The organism is Pontibacter aydingkolensis, from assembly GCF_019443125.1.
Classification (GTDB): Bacteria; Bacteroidota; Bacteroidia; order Cytophagales; family Hymenobacteraceae; genus Pontibacter; species Pontibacter aydingkolensis.
This window is the reverse complement of the sequence record NZ_JAHYXK010000002.1, coordinates 120,748-145,590: the sequence shown is the minus strand read 5'-3', so window position 1 is coordinate 145,590 and position 24,843 is coordinate 120,748. Positions and strand designations below refer to the sequence as shown.

The 24,843-nt window shown below is 38.0% G+C and carries 18 protein-coding genes and 1 tRNA gene; 7 read left to right on the top strand and 12 right to left on the bottom strand.

The genetic code is table 11. From position 1 onward, the window contains the following. Positions 1–533: 533 nt before the first annotated feature. From K0O23_RS02935 to K0O23_RS02925, 3 genes are all read left to right on the top strand, one after another. Positions 534–977 (top strand): hypothetical protein, encoded by a 444-nt coding sequence (locus K0O23_RS02935; protein WP_219875900.1) that lies wholly within the window; start codon positions 534–536, stop codon positions 975–977. 18 nt (positions 978–995) lie between these two features. Continuing rightward, positions 996–1,277: a hypothetical protein gene (locus K0O23_RS02930; RefSeq protein WP_219875899.1), complete on the top strand. Its 282-nt coding sequence runs from the start codon at positions 996–998 to the stop codon at positions 1,275–1,277. Positions 1,278–1,345: 68 nt separating this feature from the next. Continuing rightward, complete coding sequence (locus K0O23_RS02925) at positions 1,346–1,864, top strand: hypothetical protein (protein ID WP_219875898.1); 519 nt, start codon at positions 1,346–1,348, stop codon at positions 1,862–1,864. Between the two features lie 587 nt (positions 1,865–2,451). Here the strand turns inward: K0O23_RS02925 and K0O23_RS02920 are convergent. The 3 genes from K0O23_RS02920 to K0O23_RS02910 all read right to left on the bottom strand — a co-directional run bounded on the left by K0O23_RS02920 (position 2,452) and on the right by K0O23_RS02910 (position 4,315). Beyond that, positions 2,452–3,450, bottom strand: a complete 999-nt coding sequence (locus tag K0O23_RS02920) for a DUF3871 family protein (protein WP_246596895.1) — start codon at positions 3,448–3,450, stop codon at positions 2,452–2,454. 200 nt (positions 3,451–3,650) lie between these two features. Beyond that, positions 3,651–3,923, bottom strand: a complete 273-nt coding sequence (locus K0O23_RS02915) for a hypothetical protein (RefSeq protein ID WP_219875897.1) — start codon at positions 3,921–3,923, stop codon at positions 3,651–3,653. A gap of 53 nt (positions 3,924–3,976) precedes the next feature. Next, positions 3,977–4,315: a hypothetical protein gene (locus K0O23_RS02910; RefSeq protein WP_219875896.1), complete on the bottom strand. Its 339-nt coding sequence runs from the start codon at positions 4,313–4,315 to the stop codon at positions 3,977–3,979. 349 nt (positions 4,316–4,664) lie between these two features. On the opposite strand from K0O23_RS02910, the gene K0O23_RS02905 reads away from it, so the two are divergent. Then, positions 4,665–4,934, top strand: coding sequence for a hypothetical protein (locus tag K0O23_RS02905; protein ID WP_219875895.1), 270 nt, complete (start codon positions 4,665–4,667; stop codon positions 4,932–4,934). Positions 4,935–5,063: 129 nt separating this feature from the next. Here the strand turns inward: K0O23_RS02905 and K0O23_RS02900 are convergent, their stop codons facing one another. The 8 genes from K0O23_RS02900 to K0O23_RS02865 all read right to left on the bottom strand — a co-directional run bounded on the left by K0O23_RS02900 (position 5,064) and on the right by K0O23_RS02865 (position 21,410). After that, positions 5,064–6,989 carry a DUF262 domain-containing protein gene (locus K0O23_RS02900; RefSeq protein ID WP_219875894.1) on the bottom strand — a complete coding sequence of 642 codons (1,926 nt, stop codon included), beginning with the start codon at positions 6,987–6,989 and terminating at the stop codon, positions 5,064–5,066. After that, positions 6,986–8,425 carry a DUF262 domain-containing protein gene (locus K0O23_RS02895; RefSeq protein WP_219875893.1) on the bottom strand — a complete coding sequence of 480 codons (1,440 nt, stop codon included), beginning with the start codon at positions 8,423–8,425 and terminating at the stop codon, positions 6,986–6,988. The genes K0O23_RS02900 and K0O23_RS02895 overlap by 4 nt, the downstream gene beginning before the upstream one ends. A 207-nt stretch (positions 8,426–8,632) precedes the next feature. After that, positions 8,633–9,676, bottom strand: coding sequence for a hypothetical protein (locus K0O23_RS02890; protein WP_219875892.1), 1,044 nt, complete (start codon positions 9,674–9,676; stop codon positions 8,633–8,635). A gap of 62 nt (positions 9,677–9,738) precedes the next feature. Beyond that, positions 9,739–10,818: a hypothetical protein gene (locus K0O23_RS02885; protein WP_219875891.1), complete on the bottom strand. Its 1,080-nt coding sequence runs from the start codon at positions 10,816–10,818 to the stop codon at positions 9,739–9,741. A 4-nt stretch (positions 10,819–10,822) separates the two neighbouring features. Further along, on the bottom strand, positions 10,823–12,979 hold the full coding sequence (gene drmB, locus K0O23_RS02880; protein ID WP_219875890.1) for a DUF1998 domain-containing protein: 2,157 nt from the start codon (positions 12,977–12,979) through the stop codon (positions 10,823–10,825). 10 nt (positions 12,980–12,989) lie between these two features. Then, the gene (locus K0O23_RS02875; protein WP_219875889.1) at positions 12,990–17,174 is read right to left on the bottom strand and encodes a helicase-related protein; all 4,185 of its coding nucleotides are present in this window, start codon (positions 17,172–17,174) and stop codon (positions 12,990–12,992) included. Further along, positions 17,164–19,716 (bottom strand): hypothetical protein, encoded by a 2,553-nt coding sequence (locus K0O23_RS02870; protein ID WP_219875888.1) that lies wholly within the window; start codon positions 19,714–19,716, stop codon positions 17,164–17,166. The genes K0O23_RS02875 and K0O23_RS02870 overlap by 11 nt, the downstream gene beginning before the upstream one ends. Then, positions 19,695–21,410, bottom strand: coding sequence for an NERD domain-containing protein (locus K0O23_RS02865; RefSeq protein ID WP_219875887.1), 1,716 nt, complete (start codon positions 21,408–21,410; stop codon positions 19,695–19,697). The genes K0O23_RS02870 and K0O23_RS02865 overlap by 22 nt, the downstream gene beginning before the upstream one ends. 325 nt (positions 21,411–21,735) lie before the next feature. Here K0O23_RS02865 and K0O23_RS02860 point away from each other — a divergent pair, with 325 nt between their 5' ends. The 3 genes from K0O23_RS02860 (at position 21,736) to K0O23_RS02850 (ending at position 24,555) form a co-directional block, all read left to right on the top strand. After that, a complete protein-coding gene (locus K0O23_RS02860; RefSeq protein WP_219875886.1) occupies positions 21,736–22,176 on the top strand; it encodes a very short patch repair endonuclease in 441 nt (146 codons plus the stop codon). A 257-nt stretch (positions 22,177–22,433) separates the two neighbouring features. Then, entirely contained in the window at positions 22,434–24,170 is a 1,737-nt protein-coding gene (locus K0O23_RS02855) for a DNA cytosine methyltransferase (RefSeq protein ID WP_219875885.1), read from the top strand. A gap of 169 nt (positions 24,171–24,339) precedes the next feature. After that, positions 24,340–24,555, top strand: a complete 216-nt coding sequence (locus tag K0O23_RS02850; RefSeq protein ID WP_219875884.1) for a hypothetical protein — start codon at positions 24,340–24,342, stop codon at positions 24,553–24,555. A 120-nt stretch (positions 24,556–24,675) separates the two neighbouring features. Here the strand turns inward: K0O23_RS02850 and K0O23_RS02845 are convergent. Further along, a tRNA-Asn gene (locus K0O23_RS02845) sits at positions 24,676–24,749 on the bottom strand. Positions 24,750–24,843 lie beyond the last annotated feature (94 nt).

The window sequence follows — 24,843 nt, the reverse complement described above, 5'->3', positions numbered from 1 at the left end:
ACAGACTGTTGCACTTTCTCCTATCTGCCATGTGTAGTGAATTGTATTTGATTTGATGTTATGGAAGGATGTAGTGATGATATTAGCTGTAAAAATTACAACAACTCTTATAGCTCTAAACTAAAGTTTTTAATATCTAATAGTTTTTACATCTGTATAAACTTCAATAATACAACATCAAATTATTAGGTTTTCTAAATAAGTCTGATTCCTTCTTAACCTAAGCTATCTAATAATTAGGGATAGAATCGGAATGACAATAGAAGTAGGCATAAACAGAAATGAAACGGCTTTGATGAGTTTGCGCAAAATAAGAACGCAAAAAGTGTAGCTGAAAAGACGTAAGCGGCTGCATTTTAAATTTGAAATCCACATCGGCAAGAAGAGAAACAATTAAATCATAGTATATATTATATAATATATACTATATTCGTTAGTTAAATTGTTATTTACTAATAAAATGATAATAAACTGTATATTTTTATGTGTGATATGCAGTAGTGTGCAACTCAAATTCTAAAAATACATTAATAATGAAAAAGAATCTACTTGTGATATTCTTCGGACTCAGCTTGGCCTTAGCTAGTTGCGATACTCTTGTAACTAAGCTTCCAAGTGAAACAATTGAGGCTTCTTTGAAAGATGGAATTGTACCTGAAAAAGACTACTTCTTAAACGATGGCATGTATTTTAGGTATAAGCATCGCGATGAAATTTTAAGAACTTTAAAAGTAGAGGAAAAAATAGAAGTTAAAGGCACAGATTTATGTTTAGTATTATACTCTTACTCTGTAGCATCTCAAATAAAAAGAACTTCCCAATGGTTTAGGTTAGTTGATAATAAATGGACCTTCTGCAATAAATACTTCTCAGCGTATGACGATGACCCTTTTGGGAATGGTGATAAAGCATTTGCAAAAGAGGTATTAGAAAAAGCTGAAAAATGGGAGGAAACTTCAAAAAATATTTGGTGGTAGAAACTTACTACATCTAAGATGAAATTATTATCAACTGACAAAGAAATTTTGGAAAAGCTGTTCAACCATGACAGCCATAGTTCTAGTAGCTTTTCTCTAAATGGGAAGGTATATTTTTTAAAACTATTTTCTATTTATTGGCCTAGTGTGGGTTATAGAATTTTCGAATACAATAGCCATGAGTTTTTGCTTCTCAAACTCATAGAAAGTAAAAATGAGATTATTGAGCTTCAAGGACTTTACTCTTTAGATTACCAAGAAGTAAAAGATATCAAGAAAAATGCACTTCTAAATTTTTAATAATCAAACTATCGACTGCGGGATTCGCATATAAAGGGTTGTTGATACCAATTTAAACTATTAGGGAAATGAAAAAATCAGTTTCAACTATTTTGTTAATGTTGATATTATGTACAATTGGTTCAGCACAAAATTTTATTTATAAGGGTAATAATCAATATCAAGCTACTAATTCTTGGAGTTTTGAACTGAATGGTCACTACTGGACAGGCGACCCAGAATTTACAATAGCTAAACAACCAAATGGAGGCTATTTAATGATTTCAATAGATGTTCCATTTAAAAGCAATTACATAGGAGGAACGGTAACAGTATTTTTAAGTGACGGAACTATAATTACATGTACTGATAAGGGTATCAAAGACCATGTGAATAATAAAAGTATAGCCCTTTATAGCTTTACTAAAGCTGAAATTGAAAGATTAAAATCAAATAGAATCACAAGAATAAGATTTTCTATTAAAGGGGGTATGGAGGGGACTGAAACGTTTACTGCTGATAATAGAAGAATGACCTATGCTTACTATGACTCCGACAGCAAAAGCTATTATGAGACTGATATTGCAGTTTCTGAACTCTTTGAATAAAGCTGTTTTAAGCACTTATTTAGTTGGGTGTAAAAAAGTCTCTCGCCGCCATAGAACCAACATATTATCATTAGCTTCATAAAGTGTCAGCCATTTGCTGTAATGTCTTTACGTGACCTACATTCAGTTGTGTTCATGTACAGGTCAATACTACAATCATGTGACATATTTGGTTGTAATATTACCTCATCACGATACTTTAGCTCCTGCTTTCATGGTTTAAGATAACTAGTGCTCTAAGATCAAAATTGGTGTATTTACACCTAATTATATAGAACTCAACACTTCAGACACATTGTTCAGCGGTGAGTTAACCAGAGACGTACAGGTAAAGGTTTTATCTCACTTTGCCTATAAGAGTTGCAGGCCTCAGGAGAAGAACTGGAATTCATTGGAATGGTCATTGGTAACTACAGAAAAGTTTTAGGAAGGGATAGCATTATAGTGTGCCTCCTACAGCTTGTTTTCCTTAACATTAATTAAGTGCTTTTGCCGACAGGGAAAGGAAGTAGGGTTGACAGCACAAATAGTTACTGCCTACCCTACTATGCCCTGTAGCATAGAATGCTAAAACGCACATAGTCTTCTCAGTTTAAATACCAACTGGCGCTGTGCCCCTGCAGGCCTCCCTGCACTTGGACAGAAAAGTCCAGCGCGTTGACTGAACGGTCTAGGAACTGATCTATATAAGTGGACTTGTTAGCTCCGGTCATGAGGTTATAAAGCCTCCACAGGCTGATGTTCCCGTCTTCCTGTTTGCAGAAGCTGGCGTCCCTATAGTAGTCCTTGCAGACAGTGGTTAGTTGGGTGTCGCCGAACAGCAATGGGGGGATTTGCTTTTTCTCTTCGGTTGGAAGGTGCTGGTACATGCGGCAACGGCCTAATAATTGCGCGAACTGCTGCTCTGTGATCGCATGCTCAGTTAATGATTGCAGTTGTTTTAAATGAAGCTGCTGGTCATATGAGCTGATGAGCTGACGAATGCCGACATACAGCTGCTCTAGGCTGCTCACCTTCAGGTCTGCCAGGTAGCCGTCTGTCCTGACACATAGGTTGGTGCAGACCTGGTTGTTGAACCCGATGAACACCTTGAAATGCTCCGCCGCTCCCTTCTTGTTGTAGAGGTTGTCCAGGTTATAGGCCTTGACGCCTCCCACAGTTAGTGTAAGGGTATTGCCGTCTATTATGTCTGTAATGGAGGGAATCTCAAGCAGGAACATCATGCGCTCATAGTACAAGGTTTTCTCCCAGTCCTGCAGCTGTGTAGCGGGTTTGTCTTTAGCCTCCGGGATTCTGCCCTTGATGGAGTGGCTGCAGCGTATCTGAGGGGTCAGAAGCTGCTGATCCTGAAATACCGTTGCGACCGCTTCTTGTGCCGTGCTGATAAAGTCTGCTTGGCTAACCAAGGGCTCATTATCCTTAACATAAACCGGGATGATGTGCTCCTGGCGCAGCTCAGCCAGGGAGACAGCAACTGTGTTGGCTTCGATAAACGGAGAGGCAGTACGCTGTGTGTCTGCCTCTTGGTGGCTGACAACCAGCCTTGGTTCTTCTTGGGTATTTACCCGCATCAGTGTATTTTTCATGCTTTGTTGGTTTTAAGTTTAACTTAGGTTTAGTGAGCTGCTGCCAAGGGGTAGCAGGTCTGGTGGGTTACTACCCCTTTCCATCTTGCTGCAGCGCATGGAGGCGGCTACGTTCTTTCAGAAGTTTTTTGAGTGGACGGGAGAAACTATCTCACAGAACAATGCCAAAGAAATACAGCATAACTCCCGCAGACTTTCGCCTAAAGATCTGTCATGATAAAGTGGTGGGGCTCCACGTACCGGAAACTGTGGTGCGGATAGGGTTTTCCCTCGATGAAGTAAAGCAGCAAGCCCGTCCCCCAGCTCAGTACAGCTTCCACCATGCATTTTTCTCCCGCCTTGATGTTCCGGATGGAGCGGATACAGATCACCTGAAAAGGACAATAAGCCCGCTGTAGTTTGTAGCGCGAGAGGAAAAGACAGCTCTTGGAGAACCGGCTAGGCTCCGGGCTCAGAAGAAGGTCGGTAATCATAACTCGTTGTTAAAAGAAAAGAGGTAGCGCCTGGCTACCCCTTGACTACTGTTCTACGCTGCCTTTATCCCAAACACTTCCTGCTCCATTGTCCTCTCCACCGGGTCGTAGTAGTAGGTGTGCGCCAGGGAGATGATCTCATCGGTGCCGGGGATGTGGTAGTCGTAGGGGTCACAGGCCATCTTCTCGATCTGCCCCGGTAGCGTCTTCCCGACTAAGGAGGCGCAGATGACATCGTTGAAGGTGCAGGGAATGGTGCAGGTTTTGGCAGTGGCGTAGAATCTCCCGGACGCCTTAGACTGGATCAACTCCAGGTCTCCTTGCAGTAAAAGCACGTTGAACTCCTTTCCCTCCTCGGAGGTGCGTTTTTTGAAATCAGTAATGGTCACCATCGTTTTTAAAGTTTAAGTGAAAAAACACGAGGGGGGTACCTCCGCCCTCGGGTACCGGTGGGGGGCTTTCTAGGGGGAATCCGGCGTTTTGACACCCGCAAAAAAATGGGATGGGGCCTTTAAGCTATCTTATATAATGTCTGGTGTTCGCAATAAGAAAGGGGAAGATAGAAATGCCACGATTTTTGGCAAAGACTTAGGTTTATTTGCATAACGAACTCCTATGATTCAAGTGATTTTACCTTTTACCTCTTTTGGGTGTTATAGTATTTATAAGGACACCGTTAACCCTTTCAAAACACTATACAGGTTGGCACTCCTTAGATTAAAAAAATAGTAAATAAAAAATATGAACGACTACTACATTGAAGACAACGAGAATTCGTTAACTATCAAATACGAATGGCACGGCAGTGACCGCCCCTATTCTATACCTAAATGGGAGCTTGGAAGAACCAGAGGTCGGGAATCAGAATGGTTGATGCAGTTATTATATAAACCTTGGGCTAGTAGGGCTATGCTCTACGATGTGGCTCAGTATATCATACGCTACAACCCCGACAATGACATTGACTGGGAGTCAACATATGCCATAGTTAATTCTCATTTTAGGGATTAATTTCTGTAAGGTAAAGAACCCCATAGCATCAAGTTCGAATTTAGACTCTATGCTATGGGGTAATTCCTTCAACAGGAAAATAACTTGACTACTTTCACTAAAAGTATTAATCTTTTGGATTAAGTTGAGTTAGATGCAAAGCTCGTTGAAAAGTATTTGCTTCATCTTATTGCCGTGCTCACGTATCTCCTCAGTCCCCCAATTATCAAAATCCATCATCAGTTGCTGTTTTAGGCTATCCGGCCCAACTTTATAGTAGTAATCTTTTTTCGCAGCAGGCAAGTTGTTACTTAGCTTGGAGTTCTTGCTACTACTGATCAGGCAGAGGTTGCCAAACTCATCTAACCCCTCCTCAAGACGATCTATGTTGCCCAAGGGCTTCTGTGGGTAGTAATGCTCTACTGAATTGCTGAAAGTAAATTCAAAATCCTGATAGCCTTTTGACTTATTATTCCAGAGTAGGTAATCCAGGTAATTGAAGATAAAGTTTTCTACCGCAGTCCCTTTGTTCAGACGCTCTTCATTTAATTTGTTTCTCTCAGGTAGAACTACACCCTTATAGATGATTTGGTAGTAATCGTCTGGTACTTGCTTTAAATAGCGATTGAACAGGTAGCGTCTTGCTAAATCTTTCAGAAAACTCAGGTAATCGGCTACCTCAAAAGATTCCCTCTCGAACACAAATTTTAAGACTGCGTTCAGCCAGTGCTTATATACCTGTGTTGGTGCCGACACATGGAACATGGCCAGCAACATAATCAAGTTTTTGTTTTCACCATCTTGAGCCTCTTCTACACCAAAAGTGTTTACATAGCTCACGCTATTGCTTTGAGGCCTTTTCAGTCGCTTTAAGCTCCACCTTTCCTGCTCATTAAACACTTCTCGCTTCAGGACATATTTGTCGAAAAGATACCGGGCTTTGAGCAAGTTATAGCCGAATTCGTGTACAAAGTCTACAGGGCCTTTTTCATGCTCTTCCAGGTAATCATCGAATATATCAAGCAGTCTTTTATCGTCAAGCGGTACGCTCTGCTTTGTCTGGAGGCGAAGCACGTGTAGTAGAAAGTTAGGGAAGCTAATGACGGAGGTAAAACGCTCAGGCGCTTCACCAGCTTTCTTTCCTCCATCTTCTCGAATAGTATCAGCGGCAATAATTTCGTCTATGCTCCAGCCTTTAAGATCTATATCATTTTGGCTTGATTTCTCATCTTCAGAACCTGTGTGGGAAAGTAAAGCTTTCAGCTCAATAAAGTCGCTAGCTTGGAGTGTGTCCCAATTCCCTGCTAAAAACAAAGCATCACGCTGATTGGTATCAAAACCGTATTGAACATAGCGTTCCATGTCGGAACATGCTTCCCAAACCTTATTAAAGGCATAGCTGGCACTTTTGTCCTTCTGAATCTTTTGTAATAGCCTTGCCTTCAGGATTTCATGCTTCTCCAGCTGCTCACCCCTGTTGTTCATGATCTCGAAGTAGTGGTTCAAGTCAGTATCATGTGGAACCCCTACTCGCAGGATGAGCACGCGGTTCATCAAATACTCATAGAAACCATCAATACTTAACCCAACTTCATTGGAAATCTTTTCTAGGCCTGTTTTTGCAATAGAATAAGCTATGCGAATAGCCGGGGTATAAGCATGACTTTCTTGATAGGGTATTATGTCGGTATCGGCAGCTATTGCCTGTAGGGTTTCTGTTGCCAGTGGACGGCTTTCAAAAGCTAAATTCAAAGCACTTTTATGCAATAAACCTACTAACTCTTCTCTAAACTCCCGCTTTAGGACATTAAGCAGTATGTTGAGGGTGGTTAGCCGCTGCTGTCCATCTATCGTCTCATAAAGTGTGCTACCATTGCTGACACGCTTGTAAATAACCAAGGTGCCTATGTAATAGTTGGTATTCGGATAATGCACGGCATAATCAGCAATGTCCTGGATTAACTGGTTTATTTCCTTTGCCTCCCAGGCATAGTTCCGCTGGTACACAGGGATCAGGTACTGATCCGCATCAAAGAGTTCTTTAATACTCAGGGTCTTAATGGATTGATTGCTCATGGGAGATAGTGTAATAGTCTAAACAGGTCTTCAATTTCCTTTACTTGTGTTGCCTTAACTTCCTTTGGCGGAGTTAATGAAATTCCCAAGATATCTGCAGGTCGTAGGGCTTCCCGCATAATTTTAAATAGCCTTGTGCTCTCCTTCGTGTGGTTGTCCATTGATGCCAACCGTACCGAATACTGCTGCAGGCGCAAGCTGTACGCCCATATGAAGAACTTCTCTATAGCACGACCTACCTCCGCTGTGCCAAACTTATCCAGGTAATAGAGCAGACAACAGTCAAAAAGATTGCGCACATACTTGTCGCCCAGGCGGTCCCTGCTAGGGTAACTGTCCAATGTTTTCAGAATTTGATAGGCGTTTGAATCCTTACTTTCTTTTAGCTGCTGCTGCAGGCCTTTCATCTGCTTGAGAAGAACCTGATAGTGACTGACAAGCTCAAAGAAACGTTTTCCGTTCATGAGCACGCCATCCAGTTGGAATGGATAAGGCATGACCGCACCATCTATCTGCCGGTGGTACTCTTTATTATAGGCATCTATGTAAAAGTGACCGATCCGGTGTAGTGCGGCGAGTGGAAACACTTCACTTCCCTGTGGGCTAATTCCTTTGAACACTCCCACCTCGTTTTTAGTGAAGTAGCGGGCTGAGTAGCCTTTTGACCATTTGCGTACCCGGTACAGGTAGTTGCCGAACAAACGGGTAAGGTGATCTGTGTCCATCGCCTCCCAAGCTGCTACACTCTCGAGCTTTTCCTGCTCAGTAGCTGATTGTGCCATTTCGCGTAGGTGAAATGCCTTTAGCAAGTCATGTGGCTCCAAGTCACGACCCCTGGCATTCTGTGAGTCAAAAAATTGGAAGGCTTCGGATATATTCCTGATCACAACCTCTACTAGTTCGCAATGGTAATAGAAGAAACGCACAGCCTCCTGGTCGAACTCCCGCACCCTCCTCCTAATCTCGTTGTAGTTCTGCTGAATGTTTCTCTGCGAAAGCCTGTCGGTGAACTGTAGGCTAGCCAATTGAGGCCTGTAAGCTGGTAGGTTTTCCTCTTTGCTGATTTTCTTTAGCAGCTCCTTCTGCGTGTCATGTATTGCCAGTGCAATAAGAGTCAGGGTAATGCACCGCTGCTGACCGTCTACTATGTGTAACACGTTCTGACCTGCCTCCTGATGCATTACTATCGTTCCTAAACGGTAGGCCGAACGCTTTCGATGTAGCAGAATGTCATCCAGTAGCTGATTAACATTTTGAGACGTCCACTTATAAGGGCGCTGGTAATAAGGAATCTGAATGTTTTTTTTCGCTAATAGCTCCTTCACTTTCACCAGGCAGGGCTCATATGCAAAGCCGTGGAATGTTCTTGCTGGTACAGCTGGGGCTTGCTTTAAAGCAAGTGGGCTACCTGAAACAACGTCTAAAATATCTTCCAAAATTTCTTCTATAATCCTGTATTTGTGTATATGTTGTTTATTATGCTTTCTCTGCTTCATTGATATTCATCCCGCAGTAGAAGCATTATCTGTTTGGATATAAGGTGGTCGAAGTGCTGCTTAATATCTGTGGCTGTGTGACTATAGATATTACTTTGCAATGTTTAATTGAATGCAAGGGTTAAAGAGAACTCTGAGTGAAGCTAGTTACTCAATTACTTCAATAATATACTTCCTTCGTATGATTTTGCTTAAGAATTCATCCGCCTGGTACTTATTAATCAGAGCTTCTATCCCAATAATTTTTAATATATCTTCTTTCTTTACTTTATGTACCTCACTTATAACCTTTGCCTTTAAAGCTTTAAAATGAGCAGAATTATTGGTTTTATTATGTTTGACTATATATTCTTTTAAAAACTCCAAAGTGTCATTAGGCGTGATGGCTTGCTTTAGAAATGATATATGTTCAAGCTTTTCTTGTAACCTCTCTTTTAATATGAAATATCCTACAGGTAGGTTATCTGATTTTCCTTTATCAAGGTTGAGCAAAGGTACTGCAACTAAGTCCTTCAGTCTATACTTGTTTAAATCTGCCACAACCTCTTTGAGATTAAGACATAAATTGTTCTGCTGAGATTCGATAAATGTATTAATCAGATGTAAAAGTAAAATCCCTTTATCGTTCCTGTTGCCTCTCTTTGAATTAGGTAAAGACCAGAACTTTATGAAGTGAATGAGAAGTCTTCGAAGTTCTGCCTCTCCCTTCGAATTTAATAATGAAGAGTTGATACTTATAGCAAACTTCTTTATGATAGGGTGTGAATTTTGATTTGTATTATGCAAATCAACTTCAGTTATCCCGATACATTTTGTAAGTTCTTCTTTTAAGAAGCAGTTGCAAGATGAAGCATTTAGTAGTCCTGACAGAACAAAACTTTGTGGAAGTCTACTCTCTAGAATGCTTAACCTTTTGATAACTCTTTTCAATATCTGATCGCATTCATCTTCCAAGTAAATATCTATTATTAGCTCATCAACCACATAATCGCCTAAATGCTCTAAAACATCCTCATAAAAAGAGAATCTTTCTGCGTGCGTTATTTCTGAGTAACTTCTTTGTATGCGTTCAAATGCTTGCTCTTTGAACTTCTCGTTGAAAGTTGATAATGCTTCATCTTTGTTTAACTTACTAAGCTCTTGTCGTGAGTTTTGTAGGAAATATTTATTGCTATCGCTGAACATCATCATTGCTACAGATTACTATTACTTCCCAATAGATATACAATATGTATATTTCTTGGTTGCAAGATTTAATCTTGCAAGGCCTCAAAGATGTACTTACTCCGAATCACTTCTTTGAAGAGGTAATTTCTAGTGTATTGATCTTTAAGGAAATCGACACCTAGTGTTTCAATTATTTTAAATTTTGAGACACTTACCATGGACTTAAGAAGTCTATTATCCATGATGTTAGTTAATGTCTTCTCTAGAACTGCAATTTCAAGCAACAGCTCAAGCACTTCATCTTCATGGAGCGGTATATCTAAAGACTTTACATGTTCTTCAATCTTTTTTAAGAGACTGCTGAAAACTCTATGCTGTTCCAAGTACTTGTCTCCCAAGGTTATATGTTCTTTGGCATCAAAGTCTAATAAAGGTATTGATGAGTAGTCCAGAATTCTTTTAGATTTAAAGTCTCTAACTAATCCCAGAAATTTTTTTAACTTCTGAAACTTCTCAGTTATACCTACTGATTTCGATTGCTGAATTTGACAGCTCAATAAATCAGACAAATAATTATTGAAAGTTTTTAAAAAAGTATTTGCGCAAATCCTTTTATTCTCACGATCTAAAGAATTATAATACTTGATAAAATGAGTTAACACTGTTTCTAACTCTACAGTAGGCCGTACCTGATTTATGATCCTACATATAGTATCTGCAAGCGAATATGCTATTGAGTAAGGGAACCTTGCTTCCTGAGGTACCCCTACTTCTTTCAATTTCCTATATAGATAATCATTGCCATTCACTTCAAGAATCAAGTCAGGAATAATGGATGATGATGCTGCTAACTTACATAGCTCACTATTCATCTTTATTTCCTCTAATATCCTGTCACAATTTGCTTCTAAATAAACATCAACTATGTATTCACATAGATGCTCTTTAACATAAACACCTATCTCTGAATTCAACACATCCTCATAAAAGTGTATTACCTGCTTAGGTTCTTTAACTCTTCTTCTATAGGAGATATTAATAAGTTTCAGGGCCTCATCTTTGATTTTCTGATCGAACAACCTTTTTTTATTCTTTCGTCCAGAAACATAAGCAAGCTGAACAATGACCTTATTTATAAAGACTGCATTTTCTTCTTGAAAGCTCATTAACTCAGATATGATCTTGTTCGATTTTAGGATAAATAATTTGTCTAAAAAGTCCAAATTCCTCATCCACAAGGATTCTCCTGTCCAAAAACATGTTTCTCTTCTCACAAGATGTTTCACTAACAAGGCCACATGAGAAGCAAGAAGCAAGATTCAGCTCAAACAATCCCTGTCCATCTGATTCCCAACAAAGTGGGTCACTTGAGCATATAGTTGCTCTCTCCAAAGCCCGTTTGATCAGTAAGTTCAGATTATCTTTTCTGGTTTGAGCTATTAATCCTCCCATACTACCTTCTGCACCTTCTGAGGTATAAATAAGCACACCATACATCTTTGTATCTTCTTCTTTAGATATGTACAGCCTTTCAGATAAAGATGCTGTAGGGTAGCCGCACTGGAACTCCAACTCTCGCATAATTAAATGGGAGAAGGTGTGAGTAATATATAAGGGCATCTCATTAGCTATAGCATAATCTTGTGAAGCCTGCCCAAACTCATCTAATAGTTTACTAAACATATCGAGATACCTAGAATCTGTAAATGATTGCTCTATCTGTGCTTCATCAAAAGCAAAGAATATACCTTCTCCAAAACTTTCTACAGCAGGATAAACTTCTACAAAAGGGGATAAACTTTTGAATATATTCTTTGGAGTAACAGTTCCTGCTGCATCTGCATCTATGGGTCTGTCTCTTGAGAAATCTAACTGAGTTGTGGTAAGCATCAATTGATCAATTCGTAGCACCTTCCTAAAGAACACACTTATATCCTTTGTTAAGTTTTCTGTGACATCCTTTACAAAGAGTCTATCTTTGTCAATATTTATCTTGTCATCAGACATAGAGACAAATATGTTGAACTCTTTATTCCTAAACTGGATATCCCTTGTAAGTTGATCAACATCCTTTTCTAAGTCATTCTCATTTACAGGAAGCCCATTAATGAAAGTCCCTACTGTTGCATCCCACAGTGGGTGCTTCCTAAATTTTATATTAGTATTATCCTTTAAGGCTCCAACTTCCCTTATCGCTTCAGGTATTATTTCACTCTCCTCTAACTCTCCTTCTTCCAACAGTTCCTGAGCTGTTTTTTCTAGTAACTTATATATTTCGAGTGAGTAGTCTTGGTATAAAAGTTCAGGAATATAAATACTAGAGATGTTTCTTGAAAAATAAAGGTTGTTTCCTGTGGTTAGAACAACTTTCATTATTTTATCACAGGGCTCGGTAGGAGGGTCCTGATTTCTGGCCGCATTATGACCAGAGAAGTATAGGTTTTCGCCTGTCTCTGCTTCCCAAGGTTTATGTCCAGAGCACTTGACCTTGATATTGAATAAACCTTTTAGAGATACCCCGCCGTCACAACCAACGTTATTACAAGAAAGGAACTTGCCATCGAAACCTGCTGTATTGCCTTGATTATCTTTTATACGAATGTCTGAATTACCACAGCATGAAGCTGTTCCAAACAAATTGATTGGGCCTTCTTGCTGCATAATAGCATTCTCCCGCTTCCAACGTAGATATCTTTGCCATGGGAATGTACTTATATGACCACCCTCACATATTAGCACTACGTTATCTTGCTTCAAAGGAAATCCTATAGGATTATTATTTCGATCCCTTATAATGCGAGCCTCATCACCCCCTTTTTCTTTTAAAACACGTTTGGGAGGGAAAAAGAAATTCAAATCATTTAGATTGTGATTTACAGCCTCTTGCCATTCAGCGTACCATTTTTTGTATGGTTTCAATGTTTTAGTATACTCGTCAATAAAGTTCTTTGGCATGAAAGTACTATTAATGGCTAAAGAAGTGCCTTCATTTTGTATTTTATTAGAGTATTCATTGACTTCTATGTTTGGAATCAATATTAAACTATCTAGATTAGGCAGCTTCTTTCGTGATTTCAAATCCTTTAAGAGTCGCCAGTCTTTTGACCTCTTCAAGCCATTTTTTGCTAACTCCCTGTCTTTATCATCCTGAGGGTGTAAATCATTAATTACTTCCCTGGCGACTTTTAGAAACCCCCATTCTTCAATACAGGATACAATGATAGAGCCATACTGTGTATGCAGTATAGAGCCTGCTCCTCCATATGCAGATAATAACTTATATTGGCTAAGGCTTTCATTTGCCTGGTTACTTTTGTTTAATACCATGAGTCAATCGTTACTGTTGCACTGTTTTAATAACTGTTTCAGGGGCTACTTCCCTTAATGAACCTTTCACATTCCAGTTTAGATTTTCATCATAATTATTACCATTGATGTAGATGGAGTTCTGAAATCTGTCTGCCTTATAATGAAAGTCTCCAGGCTCTCCTTGATTTTGTATCATCCTGTCAAGCCACTTTTGATGCATTAACCTATTTAATTCATTTTGAATTTCAACAAGTTCATCTTCTCCTAATATACCTTCAATCATCAAATCATCTGAATGTTTTCTAAGGGAAGCAAAGTGCTTTACTACATCGGTAACAATTCTACTCTTAAGACTTTCATTTAAATTGCTAGCATTACTATTTTCTGAGAGACCATAATCTTTATGTCTAATCCAGGTAGCTAAGAATAAAGGCAAGTAACGTTTTAAAGCCTTAAATGTGTAAGGCGTTACAGATATTGGCTCCACATAGCTATAGAATTTTTCATGAAACTCTACAAATTTCTGGTAGTGGGACAAATCTCTACTTCGAAATGGATGATGTACTGTAATAACAAGTCCTTCTTTATCACGTGCTACCCTACTTGATGCCTGAATATATTCCGCAATGTTACGTGGCATCGAACTTATGACCATAGAATTGAACCTAGAAACATCTATACCGACAGAAATCATATTAGTAGAAATTACAAATTCTGGAGGTGAAACAGCATTTTGTAGTTCCCAATTGTGCTCAATAGCGGAGAGGTTTGATTTTACCTCCTCACCACTTAATCTACCAGTAAGCTCAGAGTAATCTATTCTATCTACAGGTGAAATTATATGATCAAAAAAGCGTCCGTCTGTGATGTTTTTTCTTACAAGGCTCACCTCATTAGGCAGATAGTGATAAAGTTGTGATTCAGTTTTGCCTACTTCTTTTAAGCTGTTAAAGTACATGAGCATTGTATGATAGTAGTCCAAGCTCTTTCTGAATTCTTCATTCTTTACGCCACCTTGAAGTAATTCATCGGTTGAATAGTGGTCATACAAGTATTTATTTCTATGAGCAAGTATTACAGCAGCTATTCTAAGCTGCATCCAGACCTGAGTCTTACCAACAGGGAGTATGCCCATGTATTTCCTTGTTGAAAAGTACTCTCCAGAACTACCTCTCTTATAATAAGCGAAGAAAGAGTCATCACAATTTATCCCTGCTTTAGGGAATATTTGTACTTTCCTATCAAATAAAGCATATATCTGTTTATCAGTATTTCTAGTAGTTGCTGTTGATGTGATGATTTTGGGTCTAATCTTATTACCATCTTTCTCATAGGTGCAAAGTTCATCTATAACAGTCTCAAAAAGTCCAACAGCAGAACCTAATGGACCCAATAGAAGGTGTAGCTCATCTTGAATAACCAGTTCAGGAGGGGTAACTGAGGGTAGAGGGTTATTCCCCCTACGTCTTAAACCAAATATCCTACGGGAGTCCCTTTCTTTACTATTCTCTACAACGTGAGCTAACTGTGCAAATTTGTCTACAGTACCAAATAGGAGAGTAGGAGGGAACTTATATATCTCTTCATCGAAAAGCCTTAAAGGTAGAGAGTTATTACTTTCTTGATATCTATCATGAAAAGAGCACCCGGTTTCATTACAGAAAATCATTAACGGGTTTCCACCTTGAGGCTCCTTGATATTAGCTAATCTATCATTTCTTAAAGCTTTAAATAATTTACTTCCACACCAAGGACATTCAGTATGGGGTAGTTTTGTCTTAATTTGCTGCCTGTTTTCAACTTGTTGAGCTATTTTACGCAGTTCAGACTGCATGGACTTTTCTCCACCAGTCCATGTGCCTGGTAAAGAATCATTACCAACATAAAGACCGATAGTAATTCTCTCGCTTCCTAAGTTCTTATTATAGGGTAAAATAAAACTTTCTTTTCTTATATGCTCTAAAGCGCAGATAAGAAGAGTAGCTCTTTGGAATTGTTGTAATGTTAGCAGCCTTAAAGTGTAGCGCATTAAAATTGCTGTACCACTACCATCATTTCCCTTAGTGAATCTTCTATAGGCGATTAAGAAGGCGATGATGCCCAAATAGGCTTCAGTCTTACCTCCACCCGTTGGGAACCAGACAAGATCAGCTAGCTCATTACGTTCATGCCAGCCACTCCGAAATAGGTCATCATATATCGCTTCAACACTACTATCAGGCTTAGCAAATGCATCTATTGTAAGAAGAATAAACGCTAATTGGAATGGTCTCCAGGCAATGTAAATATTGGGGTCTCCTGGTAATGTATCGTCTAGTGCCTTATAAGCTTCTTCGTCTTTTCCACCAGCAATAAAGTAAGGTAAATTACTGTTCTTTTTGCCATGCTTTATGAACAGAGAGTGGTGAATCTGCATAAACATGGCAGTATTCATAAGGCGAAAGGCTGCCATGGCATCAGTATTTTTCTCTAATATAGAGATATTCCTATGAAGCCTTCTTTTATCTACCTCTGCCTTGCTAAGCTGCTTGTTTAAGATTTCAGCCCCTTCATCAGAAAGCACTTCACTTTCTAATTTTTTTTGTTGCTCTTCTAACCAATCACCGTAATCTTGAACGAAGCTTCTTAAGCCCAATATTATTTCATTATCTGTTTTATTGCTAAGAGTAGATAGTGGCTTAATACGTAAAATATCTTTATTACTTAACCTAGATACTACTTTATCACCCTCAATTTTACTTGGTGTATGATCGACCTGAGGTGTTGTGGTAGATGGAAGGAATTCAGTACAAATGAATTGTCTTCCATCCTCAAGTTTGTTCCATTCAACTGATGTGTTGTAGCCTTCACCAAAATCTTCATACTGTCTGTATAGTAACTTATTGAAGTTATCTTCTAAATCTATTTTACTGAGGTTAGGAGGGTTATAACCTACTAATACTTTCTTCCCAATTTTACTTTCTGTTACAGTAAGCTTTATGCCAAAGAAGCTCTTAATATTAGCCTTATTCTTCTTATTCAGTTGTGGAGGCTCATTAAGTTTTAGTTTGATAGGTAGAGAGACATTCTTTACGATAAGTTTTACATATATTTTATTTTTAGCTTCGCTCATCTGCGATCTTGGCATAATGTACTGCCAGAGAAGCTCTAGCTTAGGTTCTTTGGGATTTTCTTTGTCGAAAATAAGTTTACGTCCTGATTGCCTTGTTTTACTTTCATCATAAGCAGGCAGTGGTTCCTCTATTATATGTGGTGTAGATACCCACATTGAGCCTCTCCGCGTATTGAAATTTTTCTTAAAGGTCTCTAACATCTCCTTCAAAGAGTTTACAATTTCAATCCGTTTAATAAGCTCCTGATCATATATCGTCGGTTTTAACCCATTTCTTTGATTTTCAGGCAGAAATTGGGCTTGATAGCGCTCTCGAATCTTTGCTGCCCAACCATCATTATCATTTAAAATAAGATATCTGGTTGTATAGCCGTATTTATTTGTTTTAGGATTTGATGTGTATTCTTGCTTTTCCTGTGTCCAGCGTGAATCATCTAGGAACTCGTGTTGAAATTTTTCAAAAAGATTATAGTCGATCCTGTATGCATCTTTTTTAGAAATCTCTTGGTTATTGAAGACTACGAACAAGTTTTTGTCTTTCTCAACCACATTGAAATACTCAACAAAATACTTGTTGATTATTTCCTTAATCTCCTCCTGATATATTCTTATCCAATAACCAACATTCATTAGGCTTTCGCCCTTGATAGGTTGATAAGTTCTAAACTCAACCTTTAACTTCAAATCATCTTGGAGTTGAGAATAGGTATTAATTGCAAAAGAAAGACCAAAGGCAGAAGGGTAATTCTGATTTGAAGTTGAGAGGTTTTCTTCTCTACTGTCTGAAAATGAGTCATTGCCACCAGAATCCTCATTCTCATCCTCAGATGTAGCTTCGTCATGCTGTGTTTGTCCATTAGTTGTCACTAATCTTTCTGTGGCAGGGAAGAGTATTCCTGTACTATAATAATAAGCAGGCACCTCATCCATAACCTCTGTAAGGTTATCAATCGGAAGTAATTCTTTAAGGTCCTTACCTGAGTAATGACTTTCCCATTTATTTAGTAGGATATAGCGGTTGGCATTAGCTCCAGGCCCCAATATCTGCTCCTTGATGGTCCTTTCCAGGTCTACTCTTTTCTTCGCGTATTCAGATAGCATTTAATTCTTCAGTTATGTTGCTTGAAATAATCTCCTCAACTTTTTTAAACTCTGCAGTATTCGAAAGAGCATGTATCAAATCATCAAGAAGAATCTCTGCCACATCTCTAGTTTCAATTCCTTTTTCTTTAAAGTAAGGCTCTCTATCTAAAATTAGGACAGTTTCTTTCATGGCTTCCATATTATATAATTGTCCCAAGTAGCCATTTTCTGCAAGCACATTTAATAAACTATTTTTGATCGCTCTCCATCTAGAGTCCTCAATCTTCTGCTCACTTTTAACTGCTATCCAAGCTCTGTTGCAGTCTTTGTTATCAATATTTAAAATTATACATAAAGCGTCCCAATGCTGTCTTTTAAGTGGTAGCTTTATACTAGAGTTAGGGTTTAGCCAAATACTTTCAAAGTATTGGGGTTGAATGAATCCGGGGCCGATTAGCCTTGATAATCTTTCATAAACATTTCCAAGACTATTCTCTAAGTCCTTTAATTTTTTCTTCCATTCGTTGACAGCATATGGGAACTTTGTCCAACTTTTTAGGAAATCATCAGTTTCTTCAAGAGAGGAAAGTACATTTTTGCATTTTGCAAACACGTCTCCAGGCTTAAGTTCTCTTGCATATGCATTTATGAAGTTGCACCTATGATTTATAAGAATACGCTCAAGTGGGTTTATAAACTCTTGGGTGCCATCATTAAGGGTAATTTGAAGAGGTTTGCTGAAATCAATTTCATTTACAGACACAGCAGCTCTGCGTGTTGCATAAAACTCTTGTTCAGCTTCTTCCTCATAAACTTCTTCATCCTCGTCTTCATAAACCTCAACATACTCAGTTGTTGCGGTGGCCGCTTCAGGACGATAGAACTTTGATTTTTCACGTGCCTCTTTTAATAGGAGTTGAAGTATGTTATTATATATGCCGTTTAGGCTAGAGTTTTGTTCGTTTGTTAATAGAGTCCTTCTGAGACTTGAATTCGTTTCATTGCCTAGTAAAACATCATTTGTCATTTTGAGCATTTGGACCTTCTTGTAAAGGAGGCGTAGTGCGAAATGGAAATCTGGTATCGGTATAATAACTTTAGTACCCTCTTTTTTAGGAATACTAAACAAGATGCTCAAGCTCGTATCTAGTATCCAAAGAGTGCCACTAAAACTCCCATATAGTAAATCATAATGCTCTATATATATTATTTGCACATGCTCAAGGCATTGACTTAAATATTCTTGTAAGTCCCTATTTATGGATTTGTACTTCCTTCCCCTAGGCAGAAGTACGTAAAGTACTTTATGGTCCTCTTCAATAAACTTAAGGATTAACTCATCCAACCAATTTTCCTTCAGTACAATACTAATAATAGCTTTTACCTCTCTCTGTACAGTAGCAGGTACTGAGGGAAATGTATTTTCATAGCTTCTTTCCCAGTAATTGAGGGTCTTCCCTGTATTTAGTAGTGTTAACCATTTGACAGGAAACGGACGGTCATAGCTATCACCTTTTAAATTTTCCCAAGTCTCTTTTAAATAATCGAGCTTAGATACTATTTCCAAGAACTCTTTTGTTTTAACCACATAAAGAAGCTCATCTATATTGCTATAATCATAGAATCGGTCTAGGGAAGTAAGTTCCCCAGGTAGTAACATCAATCCACTGCCGAACTCTTTTACAAGGTTTGGATTAAATCTTTTTTTTAGTTTAATTTCTAAATAATATTTAGGTTCTAGAACCCTTTCATAGCGAGACTCATCGAACCTATGGTAAGGCCATTCAATTTGTATAATGGATGAAGGTTTAGTTTTGTCTAATATGTGTATCAGAGATTGAAAGCTACTGCTGTTGTTAACTACGTCGTATAGAAATCCTTCAACACTATCATTACAACAAATTTGACTGTGCCTTGTAATTGGATTTTTTTTACTAGTTAGAATTAGTGTTTTATTCGATATCAAGTCAAAAACAATAGGGAAGTCTATTCCCGCCTCTCTTGCGAGTTTAACAATTGGGAAGAAAAGCCAACCTAAAGTAGCTCTTTCAGTTTTAGAGGCACCTGATACCTCTCTTTCAAGAAAAAGAGGTATAAATTGGTCTGTTTCAACAAATATTTCGTCTTGACCAAATACTAATTGATTGTCTTCTGACCTAGAATAATGCAAGAATGTATTGTCACCCATGAATGGGTCGAATAGCATGAACCTTTCGTGTTGTTTCCAATCAAGTTCCTTTGCATTAACCATCTGTTTATAAATGTTTTCCAATACAGAAAAGAGAATGAAGTAATCACGTATAATTACCTCTGTACTTTCATTGTAGTAGGGAACTACTAGTGATATAAAGTTATTTTGATGAACTTTGCCATGCCTGTAGTGATAGGCTAACTCCTTGGCTAGTTTTATTAGTTTATCTTCTTCTTTCCCTTTGAAAAATGATTCACAAAGAATCTTATGTATGATATCAACTATTTCGCTTTCATTCTTAAGAAATTCTTTGACATTCTCACTTAGAAAACCTTGATAGATATCGATTAAGCTACTTCTGTTTCCCATAAATAAAGATATAATCCTACCATAGCTCTGGTAGCTCCCACATATGCCTGCACTTTATTGTAGGCACTTATATTATCCTTTAGAATAAGGATTACATTTGGCTTCTCAAGCCCCTTAAATTTTAGAGGAGTCGTAAAACGAATCTTTGTTGGTATTATACCTATATTATCCTCTGTAAGCTCTTCCGCATTAGAACTGTAGTACTTGTTCACAATGATCTTAAAAGCATCAAAGGCTCTTGATTCAACCAGAATTATAGTGTCGGAAAAGGTAAGACTGCTATCAGTTAAGCTTTTTGCTTTTTCATAGGTTTCCCTGACAAGTTTACCTAGCTGATTTGAACGAATTTTTGATGTTGGTATTAAAGCTTTGTTAAGGGTCTGCAGAATGTTATGACTTTCACATTCTCTAAGTTCCTTACAGAAGGACGTAACTTTTTTAGATTGACTAGAGCGGTGAACAGTACTGAACTCATAGTGGACAAAACCATAATTATCACACACATAATTGGGGAAGAAATCAAAATCAGTAAAGCTTGCCATGAAAGCTTGTTGGTTATCATAAAGCAGTAAGAATCTTGGATTCCCTAACTTCTCACACATCTTAAAAATAAGATCATCAAGGCCCCTATCCATGAATTCTTGGGCTTCATCAACTACCACAAAGTCAACCGTTGTGCTGCCTAAAATTTTGTTAACATAATTGTCAATAGCATCATACGGGAATGTTTTAATTACTAAGCTATTGGGATTTATTTTATTATCTATTAAGAGATCATGGGTCATATATGCAGACAAAAGTTTTGTTGCACATAAGTAAATTCCCTTCTGATCCTTGAGAATTTGGTCAGCAATGAACTTTCGGGCAAGCACAGTCTTGCCGGACCCAGGTGGCCCCTGTATCATTATCTTCTTGTTCTTCCTTAAACCGTCAAATATCTCGACGTTCTCATCTTGTATGATTTTGTTGAGGCTTTCTGGATTAAAACCATAACTTGTAGAGTTAGGGAATAAGGCTCTCTTTACTTGCTCAACTTTTTTGTTATTAAGCTCAGGGTATCTCTCGAATGCCAAGCTATTGAGTTGTTGTGTAGCTTTTTGAGAGGTATATGCTGCAACCAGCTTTGAACGAGATGTTCTAGCTAATTTTATTAAGAATCTATGTAAAGACTCGGTTTGCTCTCTCTCTCTTATATTTATAATATCCAGCCTTGAGAAGAACTGATGAGCATAACCTTCATAGCTTGGTCCTACAGGTTTAAATTTAGTGTCATGAGGAAAGATGACAGCTCTGTAAAAGAAGACATCCTTGTCATTTAGGAGTGTGTTCAATGAAAACATATTCTCCTTTACTTGGATGAATGGGTCCTGACAAGGGGTGTTTAGGCCTTGGTACTCATATGAGAAGTTTCCATCCTTGAGGTTAATATTGCCCCCTTTTATTTCAATTATAAGAACTCCATATTTACTAATGATAAGGAAATCGATCTGGCCCTCCGATTTATTCCTAGAGTCTGGATGTGAAGAAAGTGTGTAATTCCACTTAACGTACCATGTATCCTTCACTAAACCTAGTCTATCTATCTCAAGCAGTTGTTCATAGAACCATATCTCTCCATATAGCGGTTCTCCGTTATGAGTGATGGTGTTTCTAAGCTGCGCGCGTGTAAACCCATCCAAAAAAATAATAGGCATTTTGTAGAGAAATTAAGTCTGTTTATGCTGTGTTGTATTGTGCTATCGCACGTAGCTTTGTTAAATGTACAAATTCCTTCAAACATTATAAAGGTTGTATAATATATAATAGGTAAAATATAACCAAAATCTAATAAAAGCAAGTTGAGCAAAATGTGCTGTAGGGCCATGATACAGATGAAGGACGGTAGCAAGTTGATAAAGTCTCAAAATAAAGCATTTTGCAGCTTTACATAATTGAGGAGATGATTTGTTGTTTTTGTTTGAGATTTTCGTAGCCTAAAGGATGTCACTGTCATGATTGAGTAAAAGCTATTTGTTTTTTATGAGAAAGTATTCAAGAGATGCGCGATCCCCAGTCCCCAAGAGCAACAACACTTCAAAAATAATGAGTGCGAATGTCTCAAAGAGCACTAAGCCAGAGAAAGCACTGAGAAGTAAATTGTTTCTTTTAGGGGTGAGAGGTTACCGTGTCAATTATAAGAAGCTCCCGGGCAGGCCAGATATGGTCTTCACAAAGAGTAAGGTAGCTATTTTTGTAAATGGATGCTATTGGCACAGGTGTCCAGTATGCAACTTACCATTGCCAAAACATAACTCAGATTTTTGGAGAGAGAAGTTTGAGAGGAACGTTAAGCGTGACGATGTTAAAAAGCTTGAGCTTGAGCGGCTTGGATATCGAGTGTTGGTGGTGTGGGAGTGCGAAATCAAGAATAAGATGGAATATGTGGCTGAAAAGGTAAGGGAAGCAATAGGGGCTAGATAGCACCCTGAGATTCACCTCTGAGCATAATATCTGAAGCAACATCTTTATAGTTTAGGCATTCTTAGCCCTGTGGCCTCGATTCATGCCATTAAAACAAACTTATACTTAATTATTTAAGCGCTATATTTGTATATGTAGTTTTACTACGCTTAGCTGTAATATTCATATATTGCCTGGTTTTAAATAAGAGTTAATGAAGATTATCTGCTAAGCAGAGTGTAATTCGCTAACCAATTTTTATTTTTTTAGCTCATCATATGAGTCATAGTAAACTTACTGTAGTTGATTTTTTTTGTGGCGCTGGAGGGTTCTCTGAAGGGTTTAGGCAGCAGGGATTTGATATTGCTCTTGGTGTTGATAGTTGGCAATCAGCTATTGACACTTTCAATCATAATTTTGGCAAAGATTTTCAATCTAAGAATATGCTGGAGTTCGAGCACTCTATAGAGCAAATTGAGAATTTACCAGATAGTGATATCATATTAGGTAGCCCTCCCTGCGTAAGTTTTTCAACATCTAATAAGTCTGGTAAAGCTGATAAAACACTTGGGATAAAGCTAACAGAATGCTTTCTAAGGATTGTGGCTGTTAAAAAACATAAACCAAATTCAATACTGAAGGCATGGTTTATGGAGAATGTAAAAAACTCAAAAAAGTACCTTCAGCCTTCTTACTCTTTTATAGATTTGAACTTATCCGAGTGGGCAGAAAAGAATGGGTTTGACTCTAATGCCGTTGCTATTACTTTGGATGGAAATAGCTCAGTAATTAACTCGGCTGATTATGGCTCTTTACAATCAAGAAGTAGGCTGATAACAGGAGAAATAATAAAATATGGCAAGTTCTTGATACCTGCGCCTACTCATAAGTGCCCTAGTGGTAAAGCAAGTCCTAATGTGGCAGGATTGCAGTTATTGCCAATTCATAGAACTCTTGGAGAATTTATCAGTTCTTTTCCCTCCCCTTTTGAAATAGAATCAAGTGAACAAATAAAAGACCCTTCATATGATTATTTAATAGACAAGAATGTTATTTCAGATCATTTTTATGATACAGGAATTCATGCATGTGAGTGGAAGAGTTCAAAATATCTAAAGTTAAATCACCCATATATGGGTAAGATGTCATTTCCAGAGAATCTGAATAAGCCTAGCAGGACTGTGACAGCTACTAATATTGGGTCATCACGCGAGGCTTTGATTTATAAATCTGAAATAAAAAGAACTGGGAATGGTGAGTATAGAGTTCCAACTGTTAGAGAGGCCGCAGTTCTTATGGGATTTCCTTTGACCTATCAATTTGTAGGCTCTGAAGGTGTTAAAAGAAAACTAGTTGGTAATGCAGTATGCCCTTCTGTAAGTAGTGCACTTGCAAAAGAAGTCAGAAAAGCGTACGGATATGCAACTTTTGATAAGTCACATATCATAGTAGATCCAAATTTGAAAGGGGTAAATAATTTGAATACTTTTTCTGTTAAAGAGTTTGGAGCTCCGCCAGTGAGGAAAAAGGAATCAAAATTTAGAAGGCACCCATTCAAAAAAGGTAATATGACGGTTGCTCTATCAAATTATGATATTATTGGTAAAGAGGAAGAGTTTGGCGTTTGGAAGTCAACTGTATTCTATGGGACAGGGGAAGGTTTTGGAAGCTTTACCTATGAAGAGAACTTTTACAAGCATTTAGAACCAATTATAATGAACGAGTTCTCCGATGGGGATAAGTTTATAAAGATTATCAATAATGGCTTTAGTGAAAGAATAGCGGGAAAAAACTTACTTCAGGAAATGTATGAGAAGAAACTTTCTGTGGGCCGCTTTCTAGAGCCAACTTTGCTTATAGAAGAGCTTGCGAGAGTTATTGAGGGTTTCGATGCGTATGATGAGTTGTTTATACAGAAAGAGCAAAAGATATTTGAGAAACCAATCGTGCCGAAAAAACAATTGTATTCACTTTATGCTATAAACAAGATAGTTACTATTGCCAATAATAGTTAATTATCTATACCTCATTTGAGGTAGAACAAGTAGAAGAAAGCTCTATCGAGTAGCTTTCTCTTTATTGACCTAGATTCTGTACATATTATGGCTTCCTGCAAACTTTAAATGTACATCTGCTATATCCTGCAGCTTATATTTTATAAATTAGTGCTACAAGCAGAAGACAATGATCAAAGAATACATAGTGAATATCATTAGAGAACCTGGAGAAGATCCTCTATCTGGTGAGTTTTACCCCTTTGAGCATGAAGAGCTAAAAATAGAAGCAACATCTATAAAAAGCGCCTATGATATTGCTTGCGCAATTTTTAAAATGAAGGTGAGAGGCCAGCTCCTTAGGTTCTTTATAGATGGGAAAGAGTATTTTGATGACCGCTTTTAAGTTTAGAATAACGGCAGCTTAGGCCAAAAATATAAGAGACACAAAGTGAATTGTATGCAAATTGTATGCAAATAAAAAAAGCCACTTAGCGATTTTACTCGTAAGTGGCTGATTTTAAAGCTCCCCCTCCTGGGCTCGAACCAGGGACCCCCTGATTAACAGTCAGGTGCTCTAACCGACTGAGCTAAGGAGGAATTTCGACAAATCTTCAGCAGCTTTCCCGCTGATTGATGGTGCAATATTACGGCGGTTTTACTTATTACGCAAGTCTGGGACTAAAAAAATATT